The organism is Micromonospora sp. NPDC003197 (assembly GCF_053590565.1).
This window is the reverse complement of sequence record NZ_JBSFTE010000017.1, coordinates 1-25,325: the sequence shown is the minus strand read 5'-3', so window position 1 is coordinate 25,325 and position 25,325 is coordinate 1. Positions and strand designations below refer to the sequence as shown.

Genomic DNA, 25,325 nt, shown 5'->3' with positions numbered 1-25,325 from the left:
TGGAACGCCACCAGCTGGCGGCATCGCTAGAGCTCGACGCCCGGAAGCTCCGCCTTGACCTTTGTGATCAACGCGTCCAACTCGGCCGCGGTGATCGTGTTGTCATCCTCGGTCTGCTCGTACTTCTGACTCACCGCATCCAACTGGGCCTGAATATCCATGGCAGCCTGGGTGATCGCCGCGAGCGCCTGTCTGGCCTCTTCCCGTCGCTTGTCGAAGGCCAGCTTGAGCGCATCGCCATCCGGGAAGTCGCCGGGGGCGAGACTCTTCAGCTGATCGATCTTCATGTACTCGGTGAACGCGTCGTTCAAGTGCTGGACGATGTTCTGGCCTAGGGTCTTTATTGCCGCGTGGTCCACCTGGGTCGCCACAACACACTCCTTTCAAGGGTCCTGATCTGCCGGCTAACGTCGGGAAGTGCCCGGTGGCCAGCTGCCCTGGGCCGGCCGCTGCGGTCGGGGCGCACCTCGGGGACGCCGAGTCGGAGCCGCCCACTCGTCGACGACCTCCTCGTCCTCGTCGTACCCGGGGCGTCCGAGCGCGGTCACCGGGACCACGTCATCGGTCCAGACCGCGTCGTCCTCCTGTAGCCAGGTCTGCCGCTCGCGCTCGTCGTTGTTTCCACTGCCGGCTCCCCCGCCCACCGCTGGCGGGATCGGTGGTGGATAGCCGAAGCCGCTCTGCCCACCGCCGCTGAACACACCGGCGGACCCGGAGCTGCCCTCGTCCTCTGGCACCAGTCGGACCTGATCGCCCGGTACCCGCCCACTCGGGTCAGGCGAACTATCCAGGTCGGGTGCGATCGGCCGACCGTCGATCCCTCGGTCCGGGACCCCGTCACCGTCCAGGTCGAAGCCGGTCTGGCCGTCCGGGCCGGTGACAAGGCGACCACCCGTTGGCGCACTGCCCCCGGGCAGGGCCCGACCGTCCAGCCCCACATCGGCGACACCATCGCCGTCCAGGTCGATTCCCTGGGCTCCGTCCGGGGTGGTGACCAGGCTGCTGCCAGCGGGCAGATCGCCGCCGGGGAGGGGCCGCAGATCCAGACCGAGATCGGGCACGTCGTTACCCGTGATGTCGTATCCCGTGGTCCCGTCCGGGCCGGTAACGAGGCGGCTCTCCTCCGGTGCGCTACCGCCGGGCAGGGCCCGACCGTTTCGGTCGACGTCGGCGACACCGTCGCCGTCGAGGTCTACTCCGACCGAACCGTCTGGCCGACGGACGAGGCGACTGCCGGCGGGCAGATCCCCGGTGGGCAGCCGGAGCCCACCAGGCCCAAAGTCCGACACGCCGTTGCCGGTCACGTCGTACCCGCCCAGGCCGTCTACGCCATCCGGGTCGCCCGCTGTCGGCCCCGTACCCCCGTCCAGGCCGCCGCCCAAGCCATCGAGGCCGCCGTCCAGACCTCCCCCTACGGCATCCGGACCGCCCAGCCCGTCCAGGCCGCCGCCGTCCAGACCGCCCAGACCACCGCCGGGTCCGTCCGAGCCACCGAGCAGGTTGGACAGGTCTCCACCGCCACCGAGCAGTGAATTCAGGTCGAACGGATCGTCCTTGTCATCCGTGGTGGAATCGCTCTCGTCGTCCGAGTCCTTCTTGACGGTGACGGTAGAGAAGTCCGGCCCGGGCGGCAACGGCCGATACTTCGGGGTGGCCTGCTCATAGCTGTCCGAGAGCTTCTTGACGATGCCATCCCGGGTGGCCTTCACGTCATCGAACAGCTTGTTGACCGCCTGCTGGTACTCCGGCAGCGCCTTGTTGAACCGCCTCTCCTCGTCGGAGCTGTTGGTGCTGTTCTTGTCCCGCCAGTACGCCGGGTGGTGCATCGCCGTCCAGAGACTGGAGTACTCGGTCGTACCCTTTCCGTCCAGGTTGATCCGGCTCCACTCCCGATAGAGGACGTCGTGGAGGTTCCTGGTGAAATCGTTCTGCGCAGTCTCGTGTGGCGTCGCCACCATGGTCCGGGTCGTGGTGACGTACTCATCGAGTCGTTTCGCGATCTCGTCGATGAGCGACAGGTACGCAGCGATCGTGTCGCCGAAGAGTTTCGCCGCCGGGCCGGTCCAGTAGCTGGCGCGGTCGATCTCCTCCAGATAGATCTCGCTACGCAACTCGTCGAGTCGGTCCTGGATCACGGTCAGTCGGTCTGCCGCCTGGTTTGTCAGGACAGGGCTGGACTGCTTGGCGCTCTCTCCGGCGCTTTCCTGGAAGAGCAGGGCGCGGTAGGTGATGGTCTGCTGCTCGATCCGCTCACCCGCGCTGTTCCGCTCCTTCCACGCCCTATCCGTCCACTCGCCCATGCTGCTTTCCTCCCCTCCGCTCGGCTGGCGGCGACACTCGCGCGAGCCGCGCGCTGACCGGTGGTATGGAACGCGGTGCGGGTGTGTCATCCAGCGGGGACGCCACCCAGGCGGTGGCCAGCTGGACATCCGATGCGGTGACTGTCATCGAGGGCGCACGCTGGAACTCGGTGATCGCATGCCGGTAGGCGGTGTCCAGCGACTGCAGGATCTTCTCCGCCTCGCGATCGATGGAGAAATAGTCACATGCCACGCCGATGGCACGCATGTGCACCTCGTAGCTGCTCACGTCCCGCTGGAACTCGGCCAGATCGCGCTGCGCCGTCGACAGTGCGTCCGCCGCCCGGTGCAGCGCCCGGCCCTGTCCCCGTAGCGGTACAGCCAACCGGTCCATCGCATCCGCCAGGCTAATGATCAACAACGAGACCTGCGCCGCTGCCGGGCCGGACCGGCGCAGCACCGGCAGGGCATCCCGGTTCGCCTCCCGAATCCGGTCAGCCACGCCACCCAACGTCGAGTCCATGTCGAGTAGTGCTTCACCAGCAGCGTGCAGCGTGCCCGGATCGCCGCTACGAATCGACCGCTCCACAGCATGGCGATCGACGACTGCCTCCGTACTCCGCATGGTTCCTCCCTTCCCCGCTGGCCGCCCGGTGATCAGAGTGCTGGCGGCGTCAGCGGGTCCTCAGCCAGTGGGCTGTACTCCGGGTAGGTCTTGCTAATTACCTTGATCATGCGATCCAGCCGCTGGATGTCCTCGTGGCTGAGGTCCTCCGTCGTCGCATAGACCTTGGCCACCCGGGTCAACTCGAGGCCGATGTCGTAAAACGACTTCTGGAAATCGGTCAGCAGTTTCACCAGATCGGTACCGACCCGCGCGCCGTACCGCTTCTTCAGCAGATCGGCACCCGGCTCCACATGCCCCGGTCGGATCTCCGCCGCCTCGGCCTGCAGCACGAGTTCGTCGAACTCCTCGGACCACGTCTGGTACTTGATTCCGAGTAGCCGGATTCGCTCGTCATCGGCGGTCACCGTCTCGTCAGGCATCCTGTCCTCCTTTCCGGCAGCGGGCGGCGGCCGGGCCAGCCGGTGGGCTGGCCCGGCCACCGGTCAGCCCTGCTGCCAGCCCGACGCGTTGATCCGCTCGGTGTGGTTGTAGTTGTCCAGAATCCGCTGTAGGGACGGGATGGCGCCGTTGACCATGATGTCCTTCATGTTGGTGACCGACTGGTCCCAGCGCAGCTTGTACTCGTTGTACTTCTGCCGGGTGTCACCGTCCCAGGTCTGCAACTGGGTGTCGGCGTAACGCTCCAGCGCGTCCAACGCGTCGTCGATCCGGTTGTGGGCGGCCTTGATCGCCGCCATGCCCTGGAGGATGGACTCCGGGTCGTACCGGTAGGTGGGCTGACTCATGGGAAACTCCTCAACCGAGTTCGGGTGCCGGTGTCATGGCCTACTTGAAGAAAGAGCCCTGCTGGATGGCGAAGTCCTCGGCGGCCTCGACGTGACCGGCGCCGCCGATCAACCGGTCGGCCATCGAATCGAGGTCACGGAGAATGCTGTCGAACTGGACACCCCACTGGGTCATGGTGTCCTCGAAGACCCGCGCGGCGCTGCCGTCCCAGCGGGACCGCAGGGCCTGCAACTCGCTCCGCAGGCTGTTCATGTGACCGGTGATCTCGTCGTACGTCGCGATGAACTGCTGGCCAGCGGCCTGCATGCCGCTACTGGTGTTTGACGTGGGAGACGTCATCGATTCGCCCCTTTCCTTTGCGTGCCGATTGGCTGACTGACGGTTTGTTGTCGGAGAAGGCGCCGGCGCCTCGACCCGGATCGGCTAATCGGTGGCACCACTCCCCCCGGCCGGGCGGGCTCCGTCCGTACTCGACGGACCGGGGGCTTCAAAGGGTGCGGTGGCCCGGGCCGCTGCGGGTTCCAGTGCCCGTCCCACCGGCAGTAGCGCCAGGATCGGAGCGGGCACCGGCAACGCGGGGACAGCACCGTAGCCGAGGGTCTTGACCACCTCGTCGCTCGGGATCGGATACCGCACCCCGCTGTCCACCACCAGATAGCGGGTGCCGCCCGGAACACCGGGACCGGGCAGATCCTGCAACAGCAGGCCGGACCCGGGGGCCACCATGATCTGGTCGGCGCCACCACCGAACGGGTCCTTCGCGACCTCGGGCGGCTCGCCCACTGTCAGCCGAACCTCAGGCCCATCCTTGGTCATCGAGATCGACAGACACGGCACGTGGCCCGGGTCGACCTGCATCAACCGGGGCGACTCGGCCGGCAACGCCTGGTTGACCGACGAGTACGCCGACAACCGTGACTGGGCCAACGTCGCCGGATTCAGCTCCAACATGGTGACGCGGGCCCCCGCATACGCCGCACGGGTAGCGGGATCGGCGAGCATGAGCGCCGCCCCGAGCGGCGTCAACGGCGACAGACCATCATCGAGCATGACGAAGAACTGGTCTGGTTCCCCCGTACCGACTCCGGACACCTTGAACATCTGGCCGACCACCGAGGCTCGACCGTCGAGTCGCGGACCCGCCGAACCTCGGGCGGTCACGTCCCCGGCTACCAGGTCCGGTCCGGCCGGTACCGCGTTGATCCAGGACCACCCGACCTGCCGTACGGTCGCCGCGGAGTAGCCGAGGGCACCGAGCATCGCCAGGTTCGGTACCCGTAGCCGCTGGTTGTTCCACACCAGGAAGACCTGGTTCGCCGGGGTCCGTACGACCACTGCCGCACCGTCGGCCGCACTCCCCGCCGTACGGGTGGTTCCAAGCTCCAAGGTGACATGCGGCTGCTCCTTGCCGGTGGCATCGGGTCGGGTCGTCGAACAGACCCGCCACTGGTTGGCGTCCATCCGGCTCGCATCCGGCAGGTGGTCCGGTGCGGCGAGGATGCCGACCGGCAGCCCGTGCGGCGCGTCGCGCAGCGAGTTACGGGAGACAGTCACCACCTTCGGTGCACCGCCGAGGATCAGCCGGGCCGAGGTGTGGTTGAGCACCGGACGCAGCACCCCGTCGACGACGACGTACCGGGTGCCGGTCTCCTTCTCCACCACCAGCACACCCGGCTTGCGCCAGGCCGTACTACCGCCCGGGGAGAAGAAGCCGTAGACCCCAAAGCCGACCAGGGCCAGCCCGCCCAGCAGCACCCCGCAGATCGTGCCGACCAGGAAGCGACGCAGCGGCGTCATCGGCGCGTCCGGCTCGGCGCGCAGCAACGCGGAGACGAGGCGGCCCATCACGAAGGCATGTGCCTGCGCCTGATCTCGGCGGTTCTGCACGGGCGGGTTCTCCTTCTCCTTCGATACGATGCGGGCGAGGTGGGCCGGTCGACACGGCGACGCGGGCTGGCTAACCGGCGATGGACCGGGCCCACTGGTAGGCGTCGAAGATGGCGAGCAGGGTGAGCACCATCGCGATGGCGAAGACGTACTCGGTGAAGTCGGCGACCCGCCCCCAGTAGGGCAGCAACCGGCGACCGGGCAGGCTCCGAGACATGGCCAGCAGGGCGGCCGCGATGACCAGTAGCAAGATGACGAGGAGCCCGGCGATCGCCGCGTCCCCCTGGCCGGCCAGCCGGATGGTCAGCAGCGAGCCGCCGGTGAGCACCGGCAGCAGGGTGGCCGCCCGTTGCCATCCCGAGCTGAGGCTGCGGGACCGGATGGCCAGGACACCGAGCACCGCGACGACGAAGAGCGTCGGCGACCAGCCCCGGGCGGGTGCCAGCACCCAGAGGCCGGCCGTGCAGATCAGGCCGGCAGCGGCCAGCAGCCACGTGAGGTAGGTGTCCGCGACCACCGCCCCGGAGATCAGTTTGGTGCCCGGGTACGGGTCGATGTCCTCGGCGAGATCGGTCGCGCTGGTCGGCAGTTGCGGCAACCGCAGCAGCGCCAGCCGGAATGCCAGGGAAGGGGCGGCGGCGGTGGCGAGCAGAGCCACCGCGACGGTGGCCGCCGCCGCCTGGGCGGTGCTCAGTCCGAGCACCACCAGCAGGGCCTGGGCGGCACCGGCCAGGCTGGTCAGCCAGCCGGCGAGGAAGAAAGCTCGGTAATGGCCGACCGCGAAGGTGACCAGCAGGGCGGTGACGCTCGCAGCGACGGCCGCGCACAGCAGTTGCGGCGCGGTGCTCCCGGCGATGGCCGGTGCTGGTATCAGGCTGTAGCCGGCGAGTCCCGCGAAGGGCACGGCGGCCACCCCCAGCGTGACGGCGGCCCACCCGTCGGCGAGAGCGCGCGAGCACATCATCGCCCCGAACGCGAGCGCCGCCGCGCAGCCGGTGGCCAGGGCACCCCGGCGTGGGACCGCATCGTCGAGCAGGATCACGAAGCAGGTCAGCAACGTGACAGCGCAGACGACGAGGAACAGCACCCGGGTCAGACTGTCCCGCCACCGGTCGGGACGGTTCCGTACGCCGGCGGCGAGGCCGTCGATGAGATCGTCGAAGTGCACCGGCGGCAGTTGCGCGTCCCGTGGCCGCAGGTAGAGGGTCTCGCCGTCGCGGATCTGCAGCGACGCCGGGGTGAGTTCCTCGTCGAGCGGCCCACTGCCGAGACGTTGCAGCACCCAGTCGCCCTCGCCGGTGAACGCACGGTGCTGACCCGGCTGCTCCAGCGCACCGGACATCGTGGCGCGCTGCACGAGCACCGGCATCAGGTCCGCCAGCGGCACCATGGACGGCAGGGCCACCTCGACGCTCCGTTGGGGGGTGACCAGGACGACGCGGCTCAGGTCGGTCATCGGGTGGCCTCTCGTGCGTTGTCGCCGGCCGGGCCGGCGACCAGCGGCGTCTGGAACTGGATCGGGTCGGCGCGGCGCCGGACCAACTGCGCCCGCCCGGCGGGCAACGTCAACGGCTTGACCTGGCCGAGGAACCCGCTCTCGTCGCGGGGGCAGGAGAAGAGAACCGCGCTGCTGCCGAGGTCCCAGAGGCGACGCAGCAGGGGATCGGTCATCCCCCGGGCCGCACCGGCCGTGCTCCGGGCGACGATGACGTGCAGGCCGATCTCCGCGCCGTGTGCCAGCAGGTCGACCAGGGTCTCGGCGGGGTAGTCCATCATCCCGGAAACCATGTCGTAGTCGTCCAACAGCACGAACAGCCGAGGCCCCGACCACCAGTCCCGGGTGGAGAGCCGGTCCGGGGCGATGTCCGGGCCGGGAACACGGCTCTTGAGCAGCGGCACCCCTCGGGCCAGTACCTCACGCAACGCCTTGCCGTTCAACGCGTACCCGACGGTCTGGTTCGCGGCGAAGGCGGTGGCGAGGTTCCGCCTCGGGTCGGCGACCAGCACCTGCGCCTCCTGCGCCGGGAACCGCTCGACGATGGCCTGCGCGAGGTGGCGCAGCAGGTTCGTCTTGCCGGTCTCGGTGTCGCCGAAGACCATGAGATGCGGGTTGGTGCCGAAGTCGTGCCAGACCGGTTGCAGCCGCTGGTCGTCCAGCCCCAGCGCCACCCGCAGCTCGCCGTCGGTGGGGGTCGCCGGTAGTACCTGTCGGTCGAGCACCTTGGGCAACAGGCGTACGGCCGGGGCCGGCGGCGCGGACCAGCCGGACCGTACCGCCTCCACCAGGGTGGCCAACGCCGTCCCCGCCTCGCTGGCCGACTCTGCCTCGGCACCGGTGGCGTCGATCCCGGCCGACGGCGCCCCGATCGCGGGCACCGCCGACAGGAAGTGGAACTTGTCCACAGTGAGCCCGCGTCCCGGTGCCTCCGGCACCGTCTTGGCCTTCCGAAAGTCGATCTCGGACTCCATCGAGTCACCAAGGCGAAGCTCGAAACGGGTCTGTAGCACATCGCGCAGCCACGGTCTGATCTCCGACCAGCGCCCAGCGCTGATCACCAGGTGTACGCCGTAGCTGAGGCCCCGGGTGGCGATTTCCTGGATCGTCGGCTCCAGTCCCTCGAACTCCTGGTGCAGGGTGAACCAGCCGTCGATGACGAGGAAGACGTCGCCGAACGGGTCGTCGGTGTGCTGTCCCGCCGCCCGGGCCCGCCGGTAGGCCGCCATCGACTCGACGTCGTGTCGGCCGAAGAACTCCTCGCGCTGGTCGAGGATGTCGTACACCTCGGCGACGGTGCGGGTCACCCGTTCCCGGTCCCGCCGGTTGGCCACCCCACCGACGTGTGGCAGCCCGGCCAGCGCGGCCATCGCGCCACCGCCGAAGTCGAGGATGTAGCACTGGACCTCGCGGGGTGTGTGGCTCAACGCGAGCCCGGCGACCAGGGTGCGCAGCAGGGTGCTCTTGCCGCTGCGTGGCGCGCCGACGACGGCCGCGTGCCCCTTGGCGCCTTCGAGGTCGGCTACCAGCAGATCCCGGCGCTGTTCGAAGGGCCGGTCCACCAGACCGACCGGGACCCGCAGTCCGCCGTACGGCGCGCCGTAGCCGCGCTGCGGATCGAGGGTGAGTGGCGGCAGTACCTCGTCCAACCGGGCCGGATCGGCCAGCGGCGGCAACCATACCGGGTGTGCCGGTGGGCCGGCGTCGCGTAGTCGGTCGACGATCACCGCCAGGGTGGTCTCCGTGCTCGGAGTCTCCTCGGTGGTCGAGGGGTCCCGGGGCGGGGGCTCGATCGGGCGCGTCGGCACCACGAATCCCGACTCGAAGTTGACCACCTGCGAGTTGCTGACCGGTTGGGTCACCCGCTTGCCACGCACCGGGCACGGTCCGGAAACGTACGCGCCCCGGAACTTCACCAGCGTGGTGGTGTCGGTACGCAGATATCCCGAGCCGGGCATGAGTGGCTTGTCGTACGCGTCGCTGACGCCGATGACGCTGCGCGACTCCATCGCCGAGAACATCTTCAGCCCCATCCGATAGGACAGGTGCGTCTCCAGGGTATGGACCCGCCCCTCCTCGAATCGCTGCGAGGCCAGCAGCAGGTGCACCCCGAGCGAGCGCCCGAGGCGACCGATCATCATGAACAGGTCGGTGAACTCGGACTTGACGCTGAGCAGTTCCCCGAACTCGTCGACGATCAGCACCAGCGTGGGCAGCGGGTCCAGTTCGGCACCGGCAGCGCGGGCCCGCTCGTACTCCAGCACCGACGTGTGGCTGTGCCTGCGCAGCAGCTCCTGCCGCCGGACCAGTTCGCCCTGCAGGGCGTCCTGCATCCGGTCGACCAGTGGCAGTTCGTCGACCAGGTTGGTGATCAGTGCCGACACGTGCGGCAGACCGTCCAGACCAAGGAAGGTCGCTCCGCCCTTGAAGTCGACCAGCACCATGTTGAGCTTCTCTGACGAGTGCGTCAACGCCAGTGACAGCACCAGTGTGCGGATCAGCTCGGACTTTCCGGAGCCGGTGGCCCCGATCAGGATGCCGTGTGGCCCCATGCCACCCTGGGCCGACTCCTTCAGGTCGAGTTCGACCGTCTGTCCTCGATCGGTGATGCCGATCGGCACCCGCAGGTGGTCCCAGGCCGTTCTGGCCTGCCACAGCAGCTGCGGATCCATCAAGCGCAGGTCGGCTATCCCGAGCAGGGCGGGCAGGTCGGCGGTGACGGCCGCGGCGTCGGTCACCGTCCCGCTACCCCCCAACCGGTACGGCGCGACCTGCCGGGCCAACGCCCGGACCCGCACCAGGCTCAACGCGTCGGCCCGCCCGATCGGGGTGACCTTCTCATCGCCCGACCGGGTCATGTCGACCTTGTCGATGTGCCCCTCGCTGATCCGCAGCCGCAGGGCGGTGGCGGCACCGTCCCAGGGCAGGGTGGCGTCGACGTCGATCGCGACCAGGTTGCGATAGCCGGCCCCGCCGAGTCGATGGTTGCCCGAGACGGGCGGATCGTCGAGGATCACCACGACGAACGGCTCGTCGGGGGTTGGTGACGTGCCTGGCTCGTACCGGCCCCGGTCGTCCAGCGCCTTTCCGCCGAGCAGTTTCTCCAGGTCCACCCAGGAGTCGCAGACCAGTCGTACCGCCCCGGCCGCATCGGTCTGCTCGGCATGCTGGGCGTGTGGCAGCCACTTGACCCAGTCCCAGTACCTCAGCCGGTCGGTGCTGGCCAGCACGGCGATGTGCAGATCCTCCGGGGTGTGGAAGGTGACGAGCTGCGCCACCATCGCCCGGACCAACGCCCGGTTGACCTCGTCGTCGCCGTCCAGGCTGACCCGGGCGAAGCCGCGCAGGTACACCGCCACCGGCATGTCCTCGATCACCGTGTACGCGCGCAGAAACCGACGTAACGCGCTGGCGCAGAGCGGTTCGAGGTCCTCCACGGGTTTGGTCTGGGGTGCCTGCAACGTCAGCGCCAGGCGTTGCTGACCGAGACCGATGCGTACCTCGGCGAAGTCGGCATGGTTGGTACGCCGCTCCCACAGCCGGTCGGTGGGGACCAGTGCCCAGAGCCGGGCCGGATCGGGGTGGGTGAACAGCACCGAACGACGCTGCCGGTCGACGCTGCGTCGTACCTGCTTGCGGGCCTGTCCGAGGTAGCGCAGATAGTCCCGCCGCTCGCCCTTGAGCTTGGCTTTGCGTTCCGAGCCGGCCCGCATCAGCAGGGCGAACGCCATGATGATGGCTGACAGGCCCATCAGCCCCGAGGTCAGGTAGAGCATCACCCGGCTCTCGCCGGACTGCAGGTAGAACAGCGCCAGCGCACCGGTGCCCATCATCATGGGCAGGTAGGTCAGCAGGTTGGTGAGCTGTCCGCCAGCGGCCTCCGGCAGTCCCGGCGGCTCCTGTAGGGCGAACTCCCCTTTGTCGATCGCCGGGGCGGAGCGGCGGGGCGACCGGGTTACGGGAATCGTGCTCATCCGGTGCTCCATCGTCTGTTCCGGCCCGAATCGGGGGTGTCCGGGTGCCGGTTCTCCCGGTGCGAAACCTGATCTGGCTCGGATTCCGGTGCCGGCTCCGCAGCAGGCTCGCCGACGCTGCGCCAGCCGCGGCGAATGCCGCGCGGTACCAGGTAGGCCACCAGCCCGAGGAGGGCGGCCACGACGACAGCGGCCAAAGTGAACTCGATCGCGGTGTCACGGCCGCTGGCCGACTCCGTCGCGGTCCCGGCGACCGGGCCCATCGGGGGCTGGTCGATCGAGGCGGTGCGGTGGCCGTGTTCCTCCGGCAGGATCGCGGTGACCGCCTGGTACGGGTTCACCACCCCCCAGCCGAGCTGCGGATTCGGCAGCGTCGTACCCGGGTGGTCGGCCGTTGCTTCCAGCCGATGCTTCACCTGCGCCGCGGTGAGCTTCGGGTGGTAGGCCCGGACCAACGCGGCGGTGGCGGTCACGAACGGCGTCGCGTAGCTGGTGCCACTGTCGACGAGGTGCCCGGAACCGGCCCGGCTCAGACTCACCACGTCCACCCCCGGGGCCACCAGGTCCAGGTAGGTGCCCACCTCGGAGAATTCGCTGCGCCGACCATCCGGGCCGACCGAACCGACCGCGACGACCTGCGGATAGGCCGCCGGGTAGGCGATTGGATTGCCCTGTTGCGCCTCGTTCGCGACCGCCGCGACCAACAGCACGTCCCGCTGCGCGGCGTACTCCACGGCCCGCCGTAACTCCTCGTTGGGGAAGAAGGAACTGGCCGAGACGTTGATGACGGAGGCGTTCGCGTCGACAGCCGCCCGGATCGACCGGGCCAGGGTCGACGCGGTGCCGTCGCTGGGGCCGTTGGCCTGCCGGACAGGCAGAATCGTCACGCCCGGCGCCAGCCCCACCATGCCGGTGCCGGCGGCCGGCTGGGCGGCGATGATGCCGGCGACGAAGGTGCCGTGACCGTAGCAGTCGTCGTCGGCGCGGCCCGTTCGGTTGACCACATCGCTGCCCTTGCGGACTCGCCCCGCGAGCTGCGGCACCGTCCCGTCCACCCCGGTGTCGATGACCGCCACCAGCACGCCCTCGCCCCGGGTCAGCGGCCACACCCGCTGCGGCGTCAGCCGCTGGTGCGTCCAGGGCACCTCCGGCAGCAGTTTCTCCGATGGCGATGTGCAGCGCATCGTGGGCGCGGCGCCTGCTGACGCAGCGCCGACCGATAACGATGTGGCCAGCAGCATCATCCCGGCGAGCAGACGCGCAAGCATCCGGACCCGCTGCCGCATTCCTGCCTCCCGCCGGCGTCACCGCCACGACCTCTCGTCGCGGTGACTACGGCCCGGTCGACCAGATGGTTCATCACGATCGGTGAAGATTCTCGGCGCTGCTCAACGGAACGATCCACGCGACAGCATGGGCAATCGGCACGATGACGTGGGTGATCTCATGACGTCAACGCGCGGACCAGTTCGACCCGGGACCGGATGCGGAACCGGCGGTAGATCTGGGTGAGGGAACCCTCCACCGTGGTCACTCCGATGGCCAGGCTCTGCGCGATCTCCCGGTTGGTAGCCCCCTGTACGACCAGCGCCGCGATCCGCTCCTCCATCGGAGTGAGCTGGTTACCGGCGCGCCCCCCGGGGGTGAGCCGGGCGAGTTCGGCCTCGACCCGGTCCCGCCAGACCGTCGCGCCGGCCGCCTCGCATCGTCGGGCTGCCTCGTCGAGCAGGGTACGCGCCGCCGCCCGCCGCCGCTGCCGGCGTGCGACGTTGGCCCAGACGGTCAGCGTACGGGCGAGTTCAAGCGGGGTGTCCAACGCGCGGTACGCCTCCGCCGCCCGGCTGAGCAGGTCGATGGCGGCGTCGGCCCGCCCCTCGGCGAAGGCGAACACCGCCTCGGCCCGCTGAGCGGCTGCGGCGGCGAAGGTGGATGTTCCCGCGTCGCCGTCGCCGCAGGTCTCGTTGCCCCGGCCGAATCGCGCGGCAAGGTCGCGTAGCTCGGTGAGCAGCTGGCGTGCCTGCTCCCGGTCGCCCACGCCGACCCGCACCTCCACGAGTTCGGCCAGCAACAGCACGCTCTGGTTGCCCGGTGCGAAGTTGGCGGCGTGCTCCCGGGCCTGGTCGAGCATGGCCAGTGCTCCGGTGTCGTCCCCGGCGAAGTGTCGCCAGCTACCGAGGAAGTGGCAGAACTGGATCAGTTTCTCGACGTCGCCGATCCGTTCCGTCTCCGTGACCACCTGCTCGGCCAGTTCGATGGCCCGGCCCAGGCTGCCGGTAACCGCCTCTGCCTCGGCCGAGGCCCACCGCACCAGATTGCCGTACGCCGGCTCGACGTCGATCGCCAACTGCTGGAACCGGGATACCGTGGCCAGTGCTGCCGTGCACCGCCCCCGCCGCCAGTCGACCCGGGCCAGCAGGTGCAGCACCCACTCCAGCCCGCCGAAGACACCTGCCTCCTCGGCCCGGCGTACGGCTGAGCGCAGCAACTCGTGCGCCTCGTCGTACCGATCGTCGTCGAAGTGTGCGCGGGCCAGGTCGTAGCAGATCAGGTGGGCGGCCTCCCCCAGGTCGCGCCGCTGGGCCAGCAGCCGGCCGACCCGGGCCAACTCCACGTCGCGGGACTGGCCCAACTGTGCCTTCACGGTCAGTAGCACGTGCAGTGCCCACGCCTCGGTCCGGCCGTCCCCCACCACGGCCGCCGCCTCAGCCGCCCAGCCCGCATCGGCCAGGGCAGGTTCGGCGCGTAGGGCGGCCGCATGGTGGATGGCGCAGTAGAGGCGTACCCGGGGTTCCAGGTCTGCCTCGCCCGCAGCGGCTTCGCGGGCCGCCGACACCTGCTGGCCCATCCCCCCGATCGCATCCCCGCTGGCCTCGAAGACGGCCAGCCAGGCGCGTATCCGCAGCCGGCGCGGTACCTCGGCGGCGAGCACCTGCCCGGCCACCTCGCGCGCCTCGCTGAGCAGCCCCGCCTGGTGGGCGTAGTGGGCCTCGGCGAGTTTCCGCTCGGCCCACCCGACCTGGTCGGCTGTGGGCGTACGCAGCGCGGCCAGGCCGATCAGCTCCCGGGCGACGCCGGTGGCCCCACGCCGGCTGGCCAGGTCCGCGGCGGTGGTCAACGCGGCCGCCACGGTCTCGTCCTCCAGGCCGGTCGCCAGGGCTAGATGCCGGGCCCGCTCGATGGGGTCGGTGGTGACCTCGACGAGCCGGGCGTGCAGTGACATCCGGACGATGACCGGGGCCTCGGCGTACACCGCAGCCCGCAGCAGCGGATGTCCGAACGAGACGGTGCCACTGGCGTCGAGGTCGCAGATGCCCGCCACGGAGGCATCGGTCAGGTCGGTCACCGCTGCGTCGCAGCCGGCCCGGCTGAGCAGCGCCAGGGTGGGGCGGTACGCGGTGGCGGCGAGCCGGACGGTGTCTCGGGCGCGGGGCGACAACGTGGCCAGGCGTTGCCGCATCAGGGTGTCGAGGTGTACGGGCACCGGCAGCGGCGCGCCCGGTTCGGGTCGTACCCCGCTGCGCCGTACCGCATCGGAGATCTCCAGCGCGAAGAGCGGGTTGCCGGCGGAGAGTGCCCAGATCTGCTGGGCGATCGGACGGCTGACCAGCCCGCCGGCCCGTGCGGTGATCACCGGGACCAGCACCTCCGCGGGCAGTGGGCCGACCGCCAGGGTGACCACACCTGGGGGGACTACCGGCCCAGCCGGGGGTTGCTGGGCTGCGGTGTCGGAGCGTTGGGCGGCAAGGATCGTCATCCGCCCGAGTGGTAGGCGTCGGGCAGCGAAGCTGAGCACCTCCGCACTGGCCGGGTCGACCCACTGGAGATCGTCCAGCAGCAGGGTGATCGGCATCGCCGACGTGATCGTCCGCAGTAGGTCGAGAATGCCGAGGCAGACGGCCAACGTGTCGACCTCGCCGCCGCCGGGATCGCGACGACGTAGGGCAAGCTCGACGATCCGTAGCGTCGCCGGGGACAGTCGGTCGAAGTGTTCACCGGGTACGGCACCGAAGAGGTCGATCAGGGTCACGAAGGGCATCCGGGCGTCCGCCTCGGCCGGGCTGGCCACCAGCACCAGGCCGGGCCGCTGCCCGGCGGCCCGGCCCAGCGCGGCGAGCACGGTGGACTTGCCCATGCCCGCACCGCCGACGAGGACGACGCTTCGTCCGTCCGCCCAGTGGTGCAGTGCCTGGTCAACCAGATCTTGGCGGCCGGCCAAGATGCCCGAGGTCACGGCGCCAACAATCTCAAAGTGATCAACTCGGATCGGTCAACGTATGCGCCAAAACGTAGCTGCCAGCAATGAGAAGCCAGTGAACGATGGGCGACCCGCCGGGGTACGGGGAAGAGAATCACGGCGAGCCGCCCATCGGCGGTTCATTCGCGGGTGAGCAGGTAGGCCCGCTCCGGGTCGAAGGTCACGTCGACCTTGGTGCCCTCGGTCAACGCGTCCCGCGGGTCCTTACCCGGTTCGGTCACCGTGATGGTGCCGCCGGTCGTCTCCACCTCGTAGTCGATGGACGGTCCGTGGAAGGTGGAACGCAATACCACGCCCATCCCGTTGCCGCCGTCGGTGACCGGGGTGAGCCCCGCTGTCTCCGGCCGCACCATCAGGTACGCATCACCCGCACCGGCCGCCACCTTGGGGTGGGCCGGAACAGTGATCTGCCGGCCGAGCACGTTGACGGTGGCCCGGCCTTCGGTGATGTTCTCCGGAACCGTCTCGATGAAGTTGGCCCGGCCGATGAAGTCAGCGACGAAGACGCTGGCCGGCCGGGCATAGATCTCGCCCGGGGTGGCCACCTGCTCGACCATGCCCTTGTTCATCACCACGATCCGGTCGGACATGCTCATCGCCTCGTCCTGGTCGTGGGTGACGTAGATGCTGGTGATGCCGAACATCTTCTGGATGCGGCGGATCTCGGCCCGCATCGCGTCCCGCAGCTTGGCATCGAGGTTGGACAACGGCTCGTCGAAGAGCAGCACCTTCGGCTGCACCACCAGGGCACGCGCCAACGCGACCCGCTGTTGCTGGCCGCCGGAGAGTTCGTGTGGGCTGCGTTCCTCCAGGCCGACCAGGTTCATGCTGGTGATGGCCATCCGCATGCTGGAGGCGATCTCCTCCTTCGTCCGCTTCTGGAGGCGCAGCCCGTACGAGATGTTCTCCGCCACGGTCATGTGCGGAAACAACGCATAGCTCTGGAACACCATCGCCATCGGCCGCCGCTGGGGCGGGATGTCGTCGATGACCTTGTCATCGAGCAGGATCCGGCCGCCGGTGGCGTCCTCGAACCCGGCCACCATCCGCAGGGTCGTGGTCTTGCCACAGCCGGAGGGACCCAGCAGGGTGATGAACTCTCCCGGCTTGACGTCGAGGGTGACGGCGTCGACTGCGGTCACCGTGCCGGAACGGCTGGTGAACTGCTTGGTGAGCGCATCGAGCTGCAGGTGCCCGGTGCTGGCCTCGGCCGGCATGTCCGGCAGGGTCGCGGCAGGCGCGGCGGTCATCGTTTCTGCCTTTCAGACTTGGCGGTACGTTGCAGCGCGACGCCCCCACCGACGATCAGACGGATGAGCCCGAAGGCGGCCAACACGAGTGCCGTGAGCACGGTGCAGTAGGCGAACGCCACCCCGTACCGGCCGGTGTTGGCGGCGCTGAGCACCTGCGATGTGATGATCTTCGTTTCCGGGGTGACCAGCAGGACGATGGTCGAGACCGATGTCATGCTGCGGGCAAAGCTGTAACTCAGACCGGTGAGCAGCGCCGGTCGGATCAGCGGCAGGGTCACCCAGCGGAACGTCTGCAACGGGCTGGCCCCGAGGTCCGTCGACGCCTGCTCGATGTAGGGGTGCATCTGGGAAAGCGCCCCGACCGCGATGCGTTGGCCGGCCGGGACGCTCCGGACGACGTACGCCAGGACGATGGCTACCGCGCCGCTGGCAATGGCGCTGCCGCCGACCAGGCTGGGGAAGGCCACGAAGTCACCGATGTAGCGGTCCGGCCGGTAGGCCAGCACGAAACCGATGCCGAGCACCGTACCGGGCACCGCGACACCGAGGGTGCCGCCGAGGTCGAGCAGCCAGGCGGTGTAGCGCAGGTGGCGCACCACCAGCCAGGCGATGACCAGACCGATGATGCCGGCGATCGGCGTGGCGATGATCGCGAACATCAGCGTGTCGAGGACCGCCTCGACCCCCACCCCGAGGATGACCTCTTCGAGGTATTGCAGGGTGAAGGTGTTGTCGACGCCGAACACCTTGGTCACCGAGCCAATGATCACCGTGCCGTACAGGCTGACGATGATCAGGGCGGCGAAGACCGCCAGTCCGTAGATCGGCCAGCGGCTCCAGCCGGTGATCAGGTGGACGCTGCCGGACGGACGGCCGGTGATGGTGGTACGCACCTTGCGGTTGAGCCACCAGCGCTGTCCGAAGTACATGGCCAGCGACGGCACCAAAAGGATCACGCAGTAGACCGCGGCGCTGGTGGTGTCGTACTCGCCAGTGATCGAGAGGTAGGCGCGGCTGGCCAGCACGGTGTAGTCGCCACCGAGCACCAGCGGGTTGGCCAGGTCGGCGATGGCCTCGACGAAGAGCAGCAGGAACGGGGCGACCAGGCCCGGTGCCAGCAGCGGCAGAATCACCTTGCGCATGATCTGCCAGCGACTGGCGCCCATGTTCATCGCGGCTTCTTCCAGCGCCGGGTCCAACGCCCGCATCATGCCGAGCAGACCCTGGTAGGCCACGGGGAACAGCGACAGGGACAGTACGAACACCAGGCCGTCGAGGCCGTAGATGTCGTACTCGAGGCCGAAGAGACCGTTGCTGATGACGCCGCGGCGGCCGTACAGCACGACGGTGGCGGTGGCCACCGCGAAGGGCGGGCTGACGATCGGCATCATCGCGATGATGTGCAGGATCTTCTTCCCGGGTACGTCCAGACGGGCCTGGACGAACGCGAAGAGGAAGCCCAACGCGGTGCCGCCGAGACCGACGAGCAGGCCAAGCACCAGCGTGTTGCGCAGAATACCGAGATCGACGGAGGAGGTGAAGAACTCCGCGTAGCGGGGCAGCGCGTCCGGCGAGAACGCCGTCGCGAGCACCGCGATCAGCGGGACGACCGCCCCGATCGCCACCAGCACGACGCTGATGGCGATCAGGACACGGATGCCCACGTCACGGTGCCGACGCCGCCGCCGCCGCGGAGGGGCCACCTCAGGTGCGGTGGCCACCTCGCGTTCGGACAGCAGGGTCGTCATGACTTCGGCGCCTGCGCAACTTCAGCGTCAAACCGCTTGTTCAGCGCCGACTTGGCGCTACCGGCCGCGACAGCGTCGTACTGCACCATCGTCAACTCGGAGAGCTTGACGACCTTGTCCGACACCTTGGCGTTCGGGTTGGTCGGGAACTGGTATGCCTTGACCGTGGGGCCGATCTCCTGCGCCTCGGTGGTCAGCGCCCAGTCGATGAACTTCTTGCCGCTGGTCGGGTTCTTGGCACCCTTGACCAGGGCGATGCCACCCGTCTCGTAACCGGTGCCCTCCGACGGGAAGCTCACCTTCAGGTCGGGGAAGCCCTCTTCCATGGTGGCGACGCAGTCGTGGGAGAAGATGACCCCGACGGTCACCTCGCCCCGGGCGGTCATCTGCCCCGGCGCCGAGCCGGACTTGGTGTACTGCAGCACGTTCGGGTGCAGCTTGCGCATGTATTCCAGCGCCTTGGTCTGGTCACCGCCGGCCAACTGCACCTGCGTCCAGAGCGCCGTGTAGGCCGTGCCCGAGGTGGACGGGTGGGCGATGCCGATTTCCCGGTTGAGCTTCGGGTTGAGCAGGTCCGCCCAGGACTTCGGGACTTCGAGCCCCTTCTCGGCCAGCAGCTTGCCGTTGCTGCAGAAGCCCAGCGCTCCGACGTACACGCCGGTCCACGAGCCGGCCGGATCCTTGTACTTGTCCGGAATCACCGCCGCGTTCGGCGATACGTACGAGTCGAGCATGCCGTCCACGTTGGCGGCGGCGTAGCCGTCGGCCGGGCCGCCGTACCAGACGTCGAACTCGGCGTTGCCCTTACCGGCCTTGATCCGGGCGAGGGCTTCACCGCTGGAGAGCCGGACGAAGTCCGCCTTGATGCCGGTCGACTCGGTGAACTTCTTGGTGGTCGCGGCGCACCAGTCCTCGGTCGCACCACACACCACGTGCACGACGCCACTGTCCTTGGCCGGGTCTCCCCCGACGTCTTCGCGGGCACAACCGGCGGCAGTCAGAGCGACCGCAGCGGCCAGCGCCATCGTAGTTGTCGCGCGTCGGCGCGACCGCCCCTTCAGCAACACGTCTACCTCCGAATGCTTGATCTGCGAGGACTGCTGAATGAAATTTCGGTCAGGTTAGAGGCGTGTAAACGATGGTTTGGTAACGGTGGCGTGAGTCCCGGTGACACCGCCGTCACCTATGTCCGCGGGCAGCAACGGGTCGCGTCCTCGGTGGGTGGCCCCGCGACGGTGGGTGGGGCGATTCGGGCCGCTAGGCCGGCGTTCCGGGGGCCACGTCGGGCATCAGGTAGCCCACGCTGCGCAGCGTACGGATGTACCCGGTGCCGCCGGGCACGGCAGCGAGCCGGGATCGCAGCCGGTAGACGGTGGACTTCACCACGTCCCGGCCACCGATCAGATCAGTGGTTCCCCACACCTCACGCAGCAGGTCCTGCCAGGACTGTGGTACGCCCCTCCGCGTGGCCAGGTGGGTGAGCAGCTTGAACTCGGTGAACGGCAGGTCCAGCCGATGCTGGGCCAGGGTGGCGGTCTGTGCCGCCGGGTCGATGACCAGTTGCCCTACCCGGATGGTGGTGGTGCTGTCCCGCCGACGGCGGACCAACGCCTGCGCCCGCAGCGCCACCTCGCGCGGGTGGAACGGTTTGGTGACATAGTCGTCCGCACCATGCTCCAATCCGATAATTACGTCTTCGTGCTGCGCCAACGCGGTGAGCAGCATGATCGGCACCTCGGAGCGGGCCCGGATCCGCTGGCACAGGGTCAGCCCGTCCATCGTCGGCATCATCACGTCCAGTACGACCAGGTCGATCGCGTGCGATCGGAGTAGGTGCAGTGCGGTCGCACCGTCGTGCGCGGTCAGCACCGTGAACCCCTGGGTCTGCAGGGCGAACTCGACGATGATCGTCATCTGCGGCTCGTCGTCCACCACCAGGGCGGTCGGACCGCCTGTCCTCCCCTCGACTACCGGCCCGGTCATGAGCCGCTCGGCAGGGTGAGGAGGAACGTGGTCCCCCGGGTGGACGCGGTATGCACCATGATCTCGCCTCCGTGCAGCTCGATGATGGTCTTCGTGATCACCAACCCGAGGCCGGTGCCGTCCGCCAGCGGCCGACCGGTCGCGAACCGGTGGAACAGCCGGTGCCGCTCGGCTCGGGTCATCCCGGCGCCGTCGTCGGTGACGTAGATGGCCACTCCGGTGTCGATCAGCATGACCCGTACGTCCATGTTGCCGCCGGTGGTGGTGAACCGGCTCGCGTTCGACAGCAGGTTCGTCAACGCCTGGGTCAGCAGCATCGGGTCGGCGGCGATGCGCGGCATCACCTGCGGCACGTCGAGGGTGATGCGCTGGTGGCGTTGGCCGGCCAATGGCCGCATCGCGGTGACCACATCGCGTACCACCACGGAGACGTCCACCTTCTCCAGCTGCGGGGTGAACAACCCGGCCTCGATCTTTGCCTGGATCAGCAGGCTCTCACACAGCCCGATCACCTGTGTGGACTGATGATCGGCGACCTGTAGAAATCTCTGCTGAGCTGGGGTAAGGGGGCCGGGAGTCCCCTCTCTGAGCAGGTCGACCGCACCTTTGATCATGCTCAGTGGGGTACGTAGTTCGTGGCTGAGGGCATTGACCTGGTCCGCCCGCCGCTGCACCAACTGTTCCAACTGGGCCAGTTCGGCGATCCGTGCGGCAGCCGCCCGGCGCATCCGCCACGCCACCAGTCCGGCCCCGACAAGGGCACCACCGAGCGCCGCTGCCAAGGACCACCAGGCGGCCTCCATTGCCCGTCCTCCTCAGACGCTGCCGCCCACCGGCGGGCCGACGCTGGCTGCCGCTGTGGTTACCTCGCATCGGCAATATCACGGGCTTCGGCGAGGTGATGGTCTGCATTCTGCATGTCAGGGGCGGGTGCCACAACGGCCGAACGATCCTCGATGATCTTTCGTAACCGTTCCGCACCTGACCGGTGACGACCGAAGCTCCCGTCATCAACGGTTCCCACACCCTCAGTGATTCATAAATCACGACCTTCGAATGTCAACAGGCTTGGTAGCCCTGCGGGAACATCACCCTGTCGGCACTGTGCCGGGGCCAAACCGGCGCCGGTACTGCGACGGGCTCAGCCCGGTCTCGCGGCGCATCAGGGCGCGCAGGTTGGCAGCGGTGCCAATCCCGCTGCGCCGCGCGACCACCTCGAAGCGCGCCTCTCCGCGCTCAATCAATCGACATGCCAGATTGAGGCGCTCCCGGGTGAGCCAGGCCAGTGGCGTCGTACCCAGTTGCGCTCGAAAGCGACGGTGCAGCGTCGCCGGGCTGACCGAAGCTCGCCTCGCCAGGGCGGCCACGGTCAGCGGTGCGTCAAGTCGATCCTGGGCCCAGGCCAGGGTGGGCGCGAGGGACTCGTCGGGGATGTCGAGCACGGCTGGCCGACGCGGCACGTCGGTGTCTGGCCGATTAGGAACGATCAAGGTGTCCGCCCTCTCGGCCGCTGCCAGCCCGGAAACCCCGGTCAGGGTGAAGAAGCCGTCCCGCATCAGTGTGCTCGGCTCGGGCGAGCAGAGGCGGAAGTCGTACAGATCGCGGCCGACCTCGGGCCTACGCAGCCCAAAAACCTCGGTTGCGCAGCCAAGCTCGAAGGGGTTCGAGTTCTCGTCCACGATCACCACGACCCGGTGGAGGCGCGCCGAAGAAACTGAGTGCGAGGAATCTTGCGGCATGTGCGATTTCTAGCACTCACCCAGACCATGGTCAACGGGCGAGGATCTATTCATGAGCCACGAACCAATCGCCCTCAGCGAGGCCCTGGCCTCCTTCAATGCGCTGTGGAGCCCCCGTATCGTCACCCGGGTCAACGACTATGACGTACGCGTCGCCAAGGTCGCCGGGGAGCACGTCTGGCATACCCACGACGACACCGATGAGTTCTTCCTGGTGCTCGGCGGGGAGTTGTTCATCGTCCTACGGGAGCCGACCGGGGAACGGACGGTACGGCTTGGGCAGGGTGCGGTCTTCACCGTCCCGCGCGGCACGCAGCACAAGCCGTACGCCCCCACCGGCGCGACGATCCTGTTGTTCGAGCCCACGGGGACATCGTCCGTTGGCGACCGCCACGATGAGGTTCCCGACCACGTCGACGCGACGACCGGACACACGCTCGATTCCTGAACGGCGCTGCCCACGAAAGCGGTGAGCTGAGGGCGGAAGCCCGACGAGTACCCTGTCGCGACACCGCCGCCGAATGATCACCATTCGGATCGTGAACAGGAGATTCGCCGCCATGATGCCTCCGCCTCGTTCGCTCGAGCAGCGCAAGCAGGACACCCTGCACCGGCTCGAACATGACATCGACACCTGGGTGGCCACCGCCGACTCGACCGGCGTGCCGTACCTGGTGCCCCTGTCGTTCCTCTGGGACGGCGAGACGATCCTGCTCTCGACGGCAGCCACCAACCCCACGGCCCAGAACCTTCGCGGCAGCGGGCGAGTCCGCCTCACGATCGGACCCACCCGCGACGTGGTACTCATCGAGGGCTCCGCGGTGGTCGTAACCGAGGTCACGGATGAAGTCGGCGACGCGTTCGCCGCGAAGACCGGGTTCGACCCCCGGAAGCTGCGGAACCACCTGTACTTCCGGATCCGGCCGGAACTCATCCAGGCCTGGCGCGAGGTCAACGAGATGGTCGGCCGGGATCTGATGCTCGCCGATGAGTGGCAGGTGTAGTTCTCCTCGGCGCACGATCACACGTCGTTATCCGGCCCCTTGGGTGTCGTGCGTGACGACTATCAGAGGCCAGCCAGGGAAAGAAGCCGCTCCATGTCGGCGGCTGGTAGGGATGGCGACGCGGCAGCGGCGCGCGCCACCCATTCGTTCGGATCCGCCACCAGGGTGAGCAACGCGCGGGTCGGCAGACGCGGATGGGTGGCGACGGCCCGCCGCACTGAACTCTCGGGGTCAGCGGCCAACTGCTCAGCCAGGTCGGCGGGAAGGTCGGGATTCCGGGGCGCCAGGCAGCGCATCCTCGGATCGGCATCGGTCGCAAACCGGCAAAGGCTCTCTGCCGGGAAGGGGAAGTCGTCGGCCGGACGCCAGTTTGTCCTTTTGTCCGGCCGGAACTCGCGATCGATACGCTCCGCAGTGGCTAGGTCGACCAGGTGGGGAGCATGCCTGGCCATCGTGGTGCGGACGATGCTCTCGTCATCGTCGAGCAGTCGCAGCACGGCATCCGACGGCAGCGCTCGGCTGCGCGCCGCCGAGCGACGGAAGCAGACGTACGGCGAGTTCACGTAGGGCACCGGGTCGGCGGTCACCCAGTCCAGACGCAGATGCTTCAGCTCGGTGACGGCAATATGGTTCCCGATGCTCCGGAGCAGGGCCTCGTCATCACGATCGCCAGCCAACTCGTCGATCAGTCGTCCGGGGCGGGGCTGGGTCCCGTGATAGATCCGCTGTCGAATCGGCTCGGGGGTGTCTGGCCGGGCGAAGATGCCGACTCGTACGGAGGCGCTCGAATCCTCAGCGAGCCGGTCCCGCAGGTCCGGAGGGAGCTGTGGATGTTCCGCCACCTGCCGGCGTACCTCTTCGTCCGGGTCGTTGGCCAACCGCAGGGCCGTATCGACGGTGAGGGGCACATGTCGCACCACACCAGCCCGGGTCGCTGGGTCATCGAGCAGGCCGGGTACCAGGTCAGCTGGCGGGATTGGGTGGGGTAGACGCGCGTAGTAGGTGGAGCAGGCAGCTGCCCGGACCGTATCGACGGGATCGGTCAGCAGAATCCGGCGTACCTCCTCTGGGGCCTGTGGCCACCAACGCGCGAGCGTGGCCCGGATTTCGGGATCCGGGTCCCGTACCAGGTGGGCACGAAGGTCAGCGGGGACAGTATCGCCCTGTGCCAGATACTCACGTACTCGTTTGTCCGGGTCGTCGATAAGTCGTTCGAACAGGTCTCGAGGGGCGTGGCGGCCGCCGATGACCAGCGCGGCCCGGACGGCGGGATCTTCATGCCCGGCAAGCTGAAGCCGTACGGCGTGCGGCAGATGCGAGTTGAGCGCAAGCGAATGCAGCAGCCAGTGATGGTCCGTGGCAATGATCTCGGCAATGAGGTCAGCGGTCAGATCCGCCCGCTTGGCCACGTGCCCAAAGCCGCGCCGGCAGGCCAGCAACCGACGGGTCAACCGCGCTGGCAGCGCTGGGTTTTCGGCAAGACCCTCCAGCGTCGCGGCTTGATGGATAGGTGTGGGAGCTGCGTCAGTCACCCCTGGTGCCTCTCAACCAAAATCGACTCACCGTGGCTGGTGCCGAGTCTCGCATGCTGAGTCGCGCGGCAATCAAAGTTCGCCTCAGCCGTCGAACCAGCTGGGTCGCTCGCTCGTTACCCGTGCGGTTCCTGATGGCGGGATGCTCCGGTGGCAGCAAGCAGACTGACTGTTTCCTCGTGGCTACCTCGGATGGCCCAGTCGAGCGGCGACAGGCCCCTGCCGTGATCTTCGCGGAGGTTCGGCTCCGCGCCCTGCGCAAGAAGCTCGCGTACGACGTCCGTGTGCCCCCACGCTGCAGCGCCCGTCAGCGGTGTGCCCTCCTCGCCGTGCCCGCTCTCGACGTTCGGGTCCGCACCGGCGTTCAGGAGAATCCGCACCATCAAGGGCCTGTTCTGCACTGATGCCAGATAGAGGGGTGTTGTACCGTCACGATCTGCCGCATTCGGGTCCGCCCCCGCGCGCAAAACCGTAAGCAGGGCCGGGAGATCGTCGCGCAGCAACGAGGCCATCAATTGGGAGGTGAGCCTCTTACGCTGCCGGACGTTCACCTTCGTCAGGGTAGGCGTTGGTCAGAATAAACGGTTTGCCGGACGGGCAGCACAGGCCGACACTCTGACTTTCGTCCACGCTAGCTGGGAGAGTCTTAACGATCCCCACGGATTAATCCGGGGGATTTTCCCTCCCGGGCAAGCCCGGGATTCCCAGCTCGGACCGCACCTGATCCACCGTCCCGGAAGG

The 25,325-nt window shown here is 68.5% G+C and carries 21 protein-coding genes; 2 read left to right on the top strand and 19 right to left on the bottom strand.

Features of this window, described 5'->3' with window-relative positions:
- Positions 1-26: 26 nt before the first annotated feature.
- The 17 genes from ACWDV4_RS19670 to ACWDV4_RS19590 all read right to left on the bottom strand — a co-directional run bounded on the left by ACWDV4_RS19670 (position 27) and on the right by ACWDV4_RS19590 (position 22,048).
- Positions 27-371 (bottom strand): hypothetical protein, encoded by a 345-nt coding sequence (locus ACWDV4_RS19670; protein ID WP_449980836.1) that lies wholly within the window; start codon positions 369-371, stop codon positions 27-29.
- A gap of 33 nt (positions 372-404) precedes the next feature.
- Positions 405-2,300, bottom strand: a complete 1,896-nt coding sequence (locus tag ACWDV4_RS19665) for a hypothetical protein (protein WP_449980834.1) — start codon at positions 2,298-2,300, stop codon at positions 405-407.
- Entirely contained in the window at positions 2,281-2,925 is a 645-nt protein-coding gene (locus ACWDV4_RS19660; RefSeq protein WP_449980833.1) for a hypothetical protein, read from the bottom strand. The genes ACWDV4_RS19665 and ACWDV4_RS19660 overlap by 20 nt, the downstream gene beginning before the upstream one ends.
- A 32-nt stretch (positions 2,926-2,957) precedes the next feature.
- Positions 2,958-3,347 (bottom strand): hypothetical protein, encoded by a 390-nt coding sequence (locus tag ACWDV4_RS19655; RefSeq protein WP_449980832.1) that lies wholly within the window; start codon positions 3,345-3,347, stop codon positions 2,958-2,960.
- A gap of 63 nt (positions 3,348-3,410) precedes the next feature.
- Positions 3,411-3,713 (bottom strand): WXG100 family type VII secretion target, encoded by a 303-nt coding sequence (locus ACWDV4_RS19650; protein ID WP_449980830.1) that lies wholly within the window; start codon positions 3,711-3,713, stop codon positions 3,411-3,413.
- A gap of 40 nt (positions 3,714-3,753) precedes the next feature.
- A complete protein-coding gene (locus tag ACWDV4_RS19645) occupies positions 3,754-4,053 on the bottom strand; it encodes a WXG100 family type VII secretion target (RefSeq protein ID WP_449980828.1) in 300 nt (99 codons plus the stop codon).
- Positions 4,054-4,137: 84 nt separating this feature from the next.
- Positions 4,138-5,601 (bottom strand): type VII secretion protein EccB, encoded by a 1,464-nt coding sequence (eccB, locus tag ACWDV4_RS19640; RefSeq protein ID WP_449980826.1) that lies wholly within the window; start codon positions 5,599-5,601, stop codon positions 4,138-4,140.
- Between the two features lie 70 nt (positions 5,602-5,671).
- Complete coding sequence (gene eccD, locus ACWDV4_RS19635) at positions 5,672-7,057, bottom strand: type VII secretion integral membrane protein EccD (RefSeq protein WP_449980824.1); 1,386 nt, start codon at positions 7,055-7,057, stop codon at positions 5,672-5,674.
- Positions 7,054-11,070, bottom strand: coding sequence for a type VII secretion protein EccCa (gene eccCa, locus ACWDV4_RS19630; protein WP_449980822.1), 4,017 nt, complete (start codon positions 11,068-11,070; stop codon positions 7,054-7,056). Before eccCa ends, eccD begins: the two co-directional genes overlap by 4 nt.
- A complete protein-coding gene (mycP, locus tag ACWDV4_RS19625; RefSeq protein ID WP_449980821.1) occupies positions 11,067-12,356 on the bottom strand; it encodes a type VII secretion-associated serine protease mycosin in 1,290 nt (429 codons plus the stop codon). The genes eccCa and mycP overlap by 4 nt, the downstream gene beginning before the upstream one ends.
- Before the next feature lie 158 nt (positions 12,357-12,514).
- Entirely contained in the window at positions 12,515-15,301 is a 2,787-nt protein-coding gene (locus tag ACWDV4_RS19620) for an AAA family ATPase (RefSeq protein ID WP_449980820.1), read from the bottom strand.
- Between the two features lie 143 nt (positions 15,302-15,444).
- Positions 15,445-16,575, bottom strand: coding sequence for an ABC transporter ATP-binding protein (locus ACWDV4_RS19615; RefSeq protein WP_449980818.1), 1,131 nt, complete (start codon positions 16,573-16,575; stop codon positions 15,445-15,447).
- Positions 16,572-18,326, bottom strand: a complete 1,755-nt coding sequence (locus tag ACWDV4_RS19610) for an ABC transporter permease (RefSeq protein WP_449980816.1) — start codon at positions 18,324-18,326, stop codon at positions 16,572-16,574. The genes ACWDV4_RS19615 and ACWDV4_RS19610 overlap by 4 nt, the downstream gene beginning before the upstream one ends.
- Positions 18,323-19,393: an ABC transporter substrate-binding protein gene (locus tag ACWDV4_RS19605; RefSeq protein WP_449980814.1), complete on the bottom strand. Its 1,071-nt coding sequence runs from the start codon at positions 19,391-19,393 to the stop codon at positions 18,323-18,325. The genes ACWDV4_RS19610 and ACWDV4_RS19605 overlap by 4 nt, the downstream gene beginning before the upstream one ends.
- A 190-nt stretch (positions 19,394-19,583) precedes the next feature.
- Entirely contained in the window at positions 19,584-20,309 is a 726-nt protein-coding gene (locus ACWDV4_RS19600) for a response regulator transcription factor (protein ID WP_449980812.1), read from the bottom strand.
- On the bottom strand, positions 20,306-21,112 hold the full coding sequence (locus ACWDV4_RS19595) for a sensor histidine kinase (protein ID WP_449980810.1): 807 nt from the start codon (positions 21,110-21,112) through the stop codon (positions 20,306-20,308). The genes ACWDV4_RS19600 and ACWDV4_RS19595 overlap by 4 nt, the downstream gene beginning before the upstream one ends.
- 285 nt (positions 21,113-21,397) lie before the next feature.
- Positions 21,398-22,048 (bottom strand): helix-turn-helix domain-containing protein, encoded by a 651-nt coding sequence (locus tag ACWDV4_RS19590; RefSeq protein ID WP_449980808.1) that lies wholly within the window; start codon positions 22,046-22,048, stop codon positions 21,398-21,400.
- Between the two features lie 52 nt (positions 22,049-22,100).
- On the opposite strand from ACWDV4_RS19590, the gene ACWDV4_RS19585 reads away from it, so the two are divergent.
- Positions 22,101-22,496: a cupin domain-containing protein gene (locus ACWDV4_RS19585; RefSeq protein WP_449980806.1), complete on the top strand. Its 396-nt coding sequence runs from the start codon at positions 22,101-22,103 to the stop codon at positions 22,494-22,496.
- Between the two features lie 91 nt (positions 22,497-22,587).
- Positions 22,588-23,052 (top strand): pyridoxamine 5'-phosphate oxidase family protein, encoded by a 465-nt coding sequence (locus ACWDV4_RS19580; protein ID WP_449980804.1) that lies wholly within the window; start codon positions 22,588-22,590, stop codon positions 23,050-23,052.
- Positions 23,053-23,114: 62 nt separating this feature from the next.
- Here the strand turns inward: ACWDV4_RS19580 and ACWDV4_RS19575 are convergent, their stop codons facing one another.
- Together ACWDV4_RS19575 and ACWDV4_RS19570 are read right to left on the bottom strand one after the other, a co-directional pair.
- Positions 23,115-24,584, bottom strand: a complete 1,470-nt coding sequence (locus tag ACWDV4_RS19575; protein WP_449980802.1) for a hypothetical protein — start codon at positions 24,582-24,584, stop codon at positions 23,115-23,117.
- 116 nt (positions 24,585-24,700) lie between these two features.
- A complete protein-coding gene (locus ACWDV4_RS19570) occupies positions 24,701-25,135 on the bottom strand; it encodes an ankyrin repeat domain-containing protein (protein WP_449980800.1) in 435 nt (144 codons plus the stop codon).
- Positions 25,136-25,325 lie beyond the last annotated feature (190 nt).

What these genes read in the sequence shown, in the direction of transcription:
- ACWDV4_RS19610 (WP_449980816.1), bottom strand. Translation starts at nt 18,326, where the DNA reads ATGACGACCCTGCTGTCCGAACGCGAGGTGGCCACCGCACCTGAGGTG.
- ACWDV4_RS19615 (WP_449980818.1), bottom strand. Translation starts at nt 16,575, where the DNA reads ATGACCGCCGCGCCTGCCGCGACCCTGCCGGACATGCCGGCCGAGGCC.
- eccD (WP_449980824.1), bottom strand. Translation starts at nt 7,057, where the DNA reads ATGACCGACCTGAGCCGCGTCGTCCTGGTCACCCCCCAACGGAGCGTC.
- ACWDV4_RS19590 (WP_449980808.1), bottom strand. Translation starts at nt 22,048, where the DNA reads ATGCCGCAAGATTCCTCGCACTCAGTTTCTTCGGCGCGCCTCCACCGG.
- ACWDV4_RS19595 (WP_449980810.1), bottom strand. Translation starts at nt 21,112, where the DNA reads ATGGAGGCCGCCTGGTGGTCCTTGGCAGCGGCGCTCGGTGGTGCCCTT.
- ACWDV4_RS19660 (WP_449980833.1), bottom strand. Translation starts at nt 2,925, where the DNA reads ATGCGGAGTACGGAGGCAGTCGTCGATCGCCATGCTGTGGAGCGGTCG.
- ACWDV4_RS19650 (WP_449980830.1), bottom strand. Translation starts at nt 3,713, where the DNA reads ATGAGTCAGCCCACCTACCGGTACGACCCGGAGTCCATCCTCCAGGGC.
- ACWDV4_RS19655 (WP_449980832.1), bottom strand. Translation starts at nt 3,347, where the DNA reads ATGCCTGACGAGACGGTGACCGCCGATGACGAGCGAATCCGGCTACTC.
- ACWDV4_RS19585 (WP_449980806.1), top strand. Translation starts at nt 22,101, where the DNA reads ATGAGCCACGAACCAATCGCCCTCAGCGAGGCCCTGGCCTCCTTCAAT.
- ACWDV4_RS19665 (WP_449980834.1), bottom strand. Translation starts at nt 2,300, where the DNA reads ATGGGCGAGTGGACGGATAGGGCGTGGAAGGAGCGGAACAGCGCGGGT.
- ACWDV4_RS19645 (WP_449980828.1), bottom strand. Translation starts at nt 4,053, where the DNA reads ATGACGTCTCCCACGTCAAACACCAGTAGCGGCATGCAGGCCGCTGGC.
- eccCa (WP_449980822.1), bottom strand. Translation starts at nt 11,070, where the DNA reads ATGAGCACGATTCCCGTAACCCGGTCGCCCCGCCGCTCCGCCCCGGCG.
- ACWDV4_RS19600 (WP_449980812.1), bottom strand. Translation starts at nt 20,309, where the DNA reads ATGACCGGGCCGGTAGTCGAGGGGAGGACAGGCGGTCCGACCGCCCTG.
- mycP (WP_449980821.1), bottom strand. Translation starts at nt 12,356, where the DNA reads ATGCGGCAGCGGGTCCGGATGCTTGCGCGTCTGCTCGCCGGGATGATG.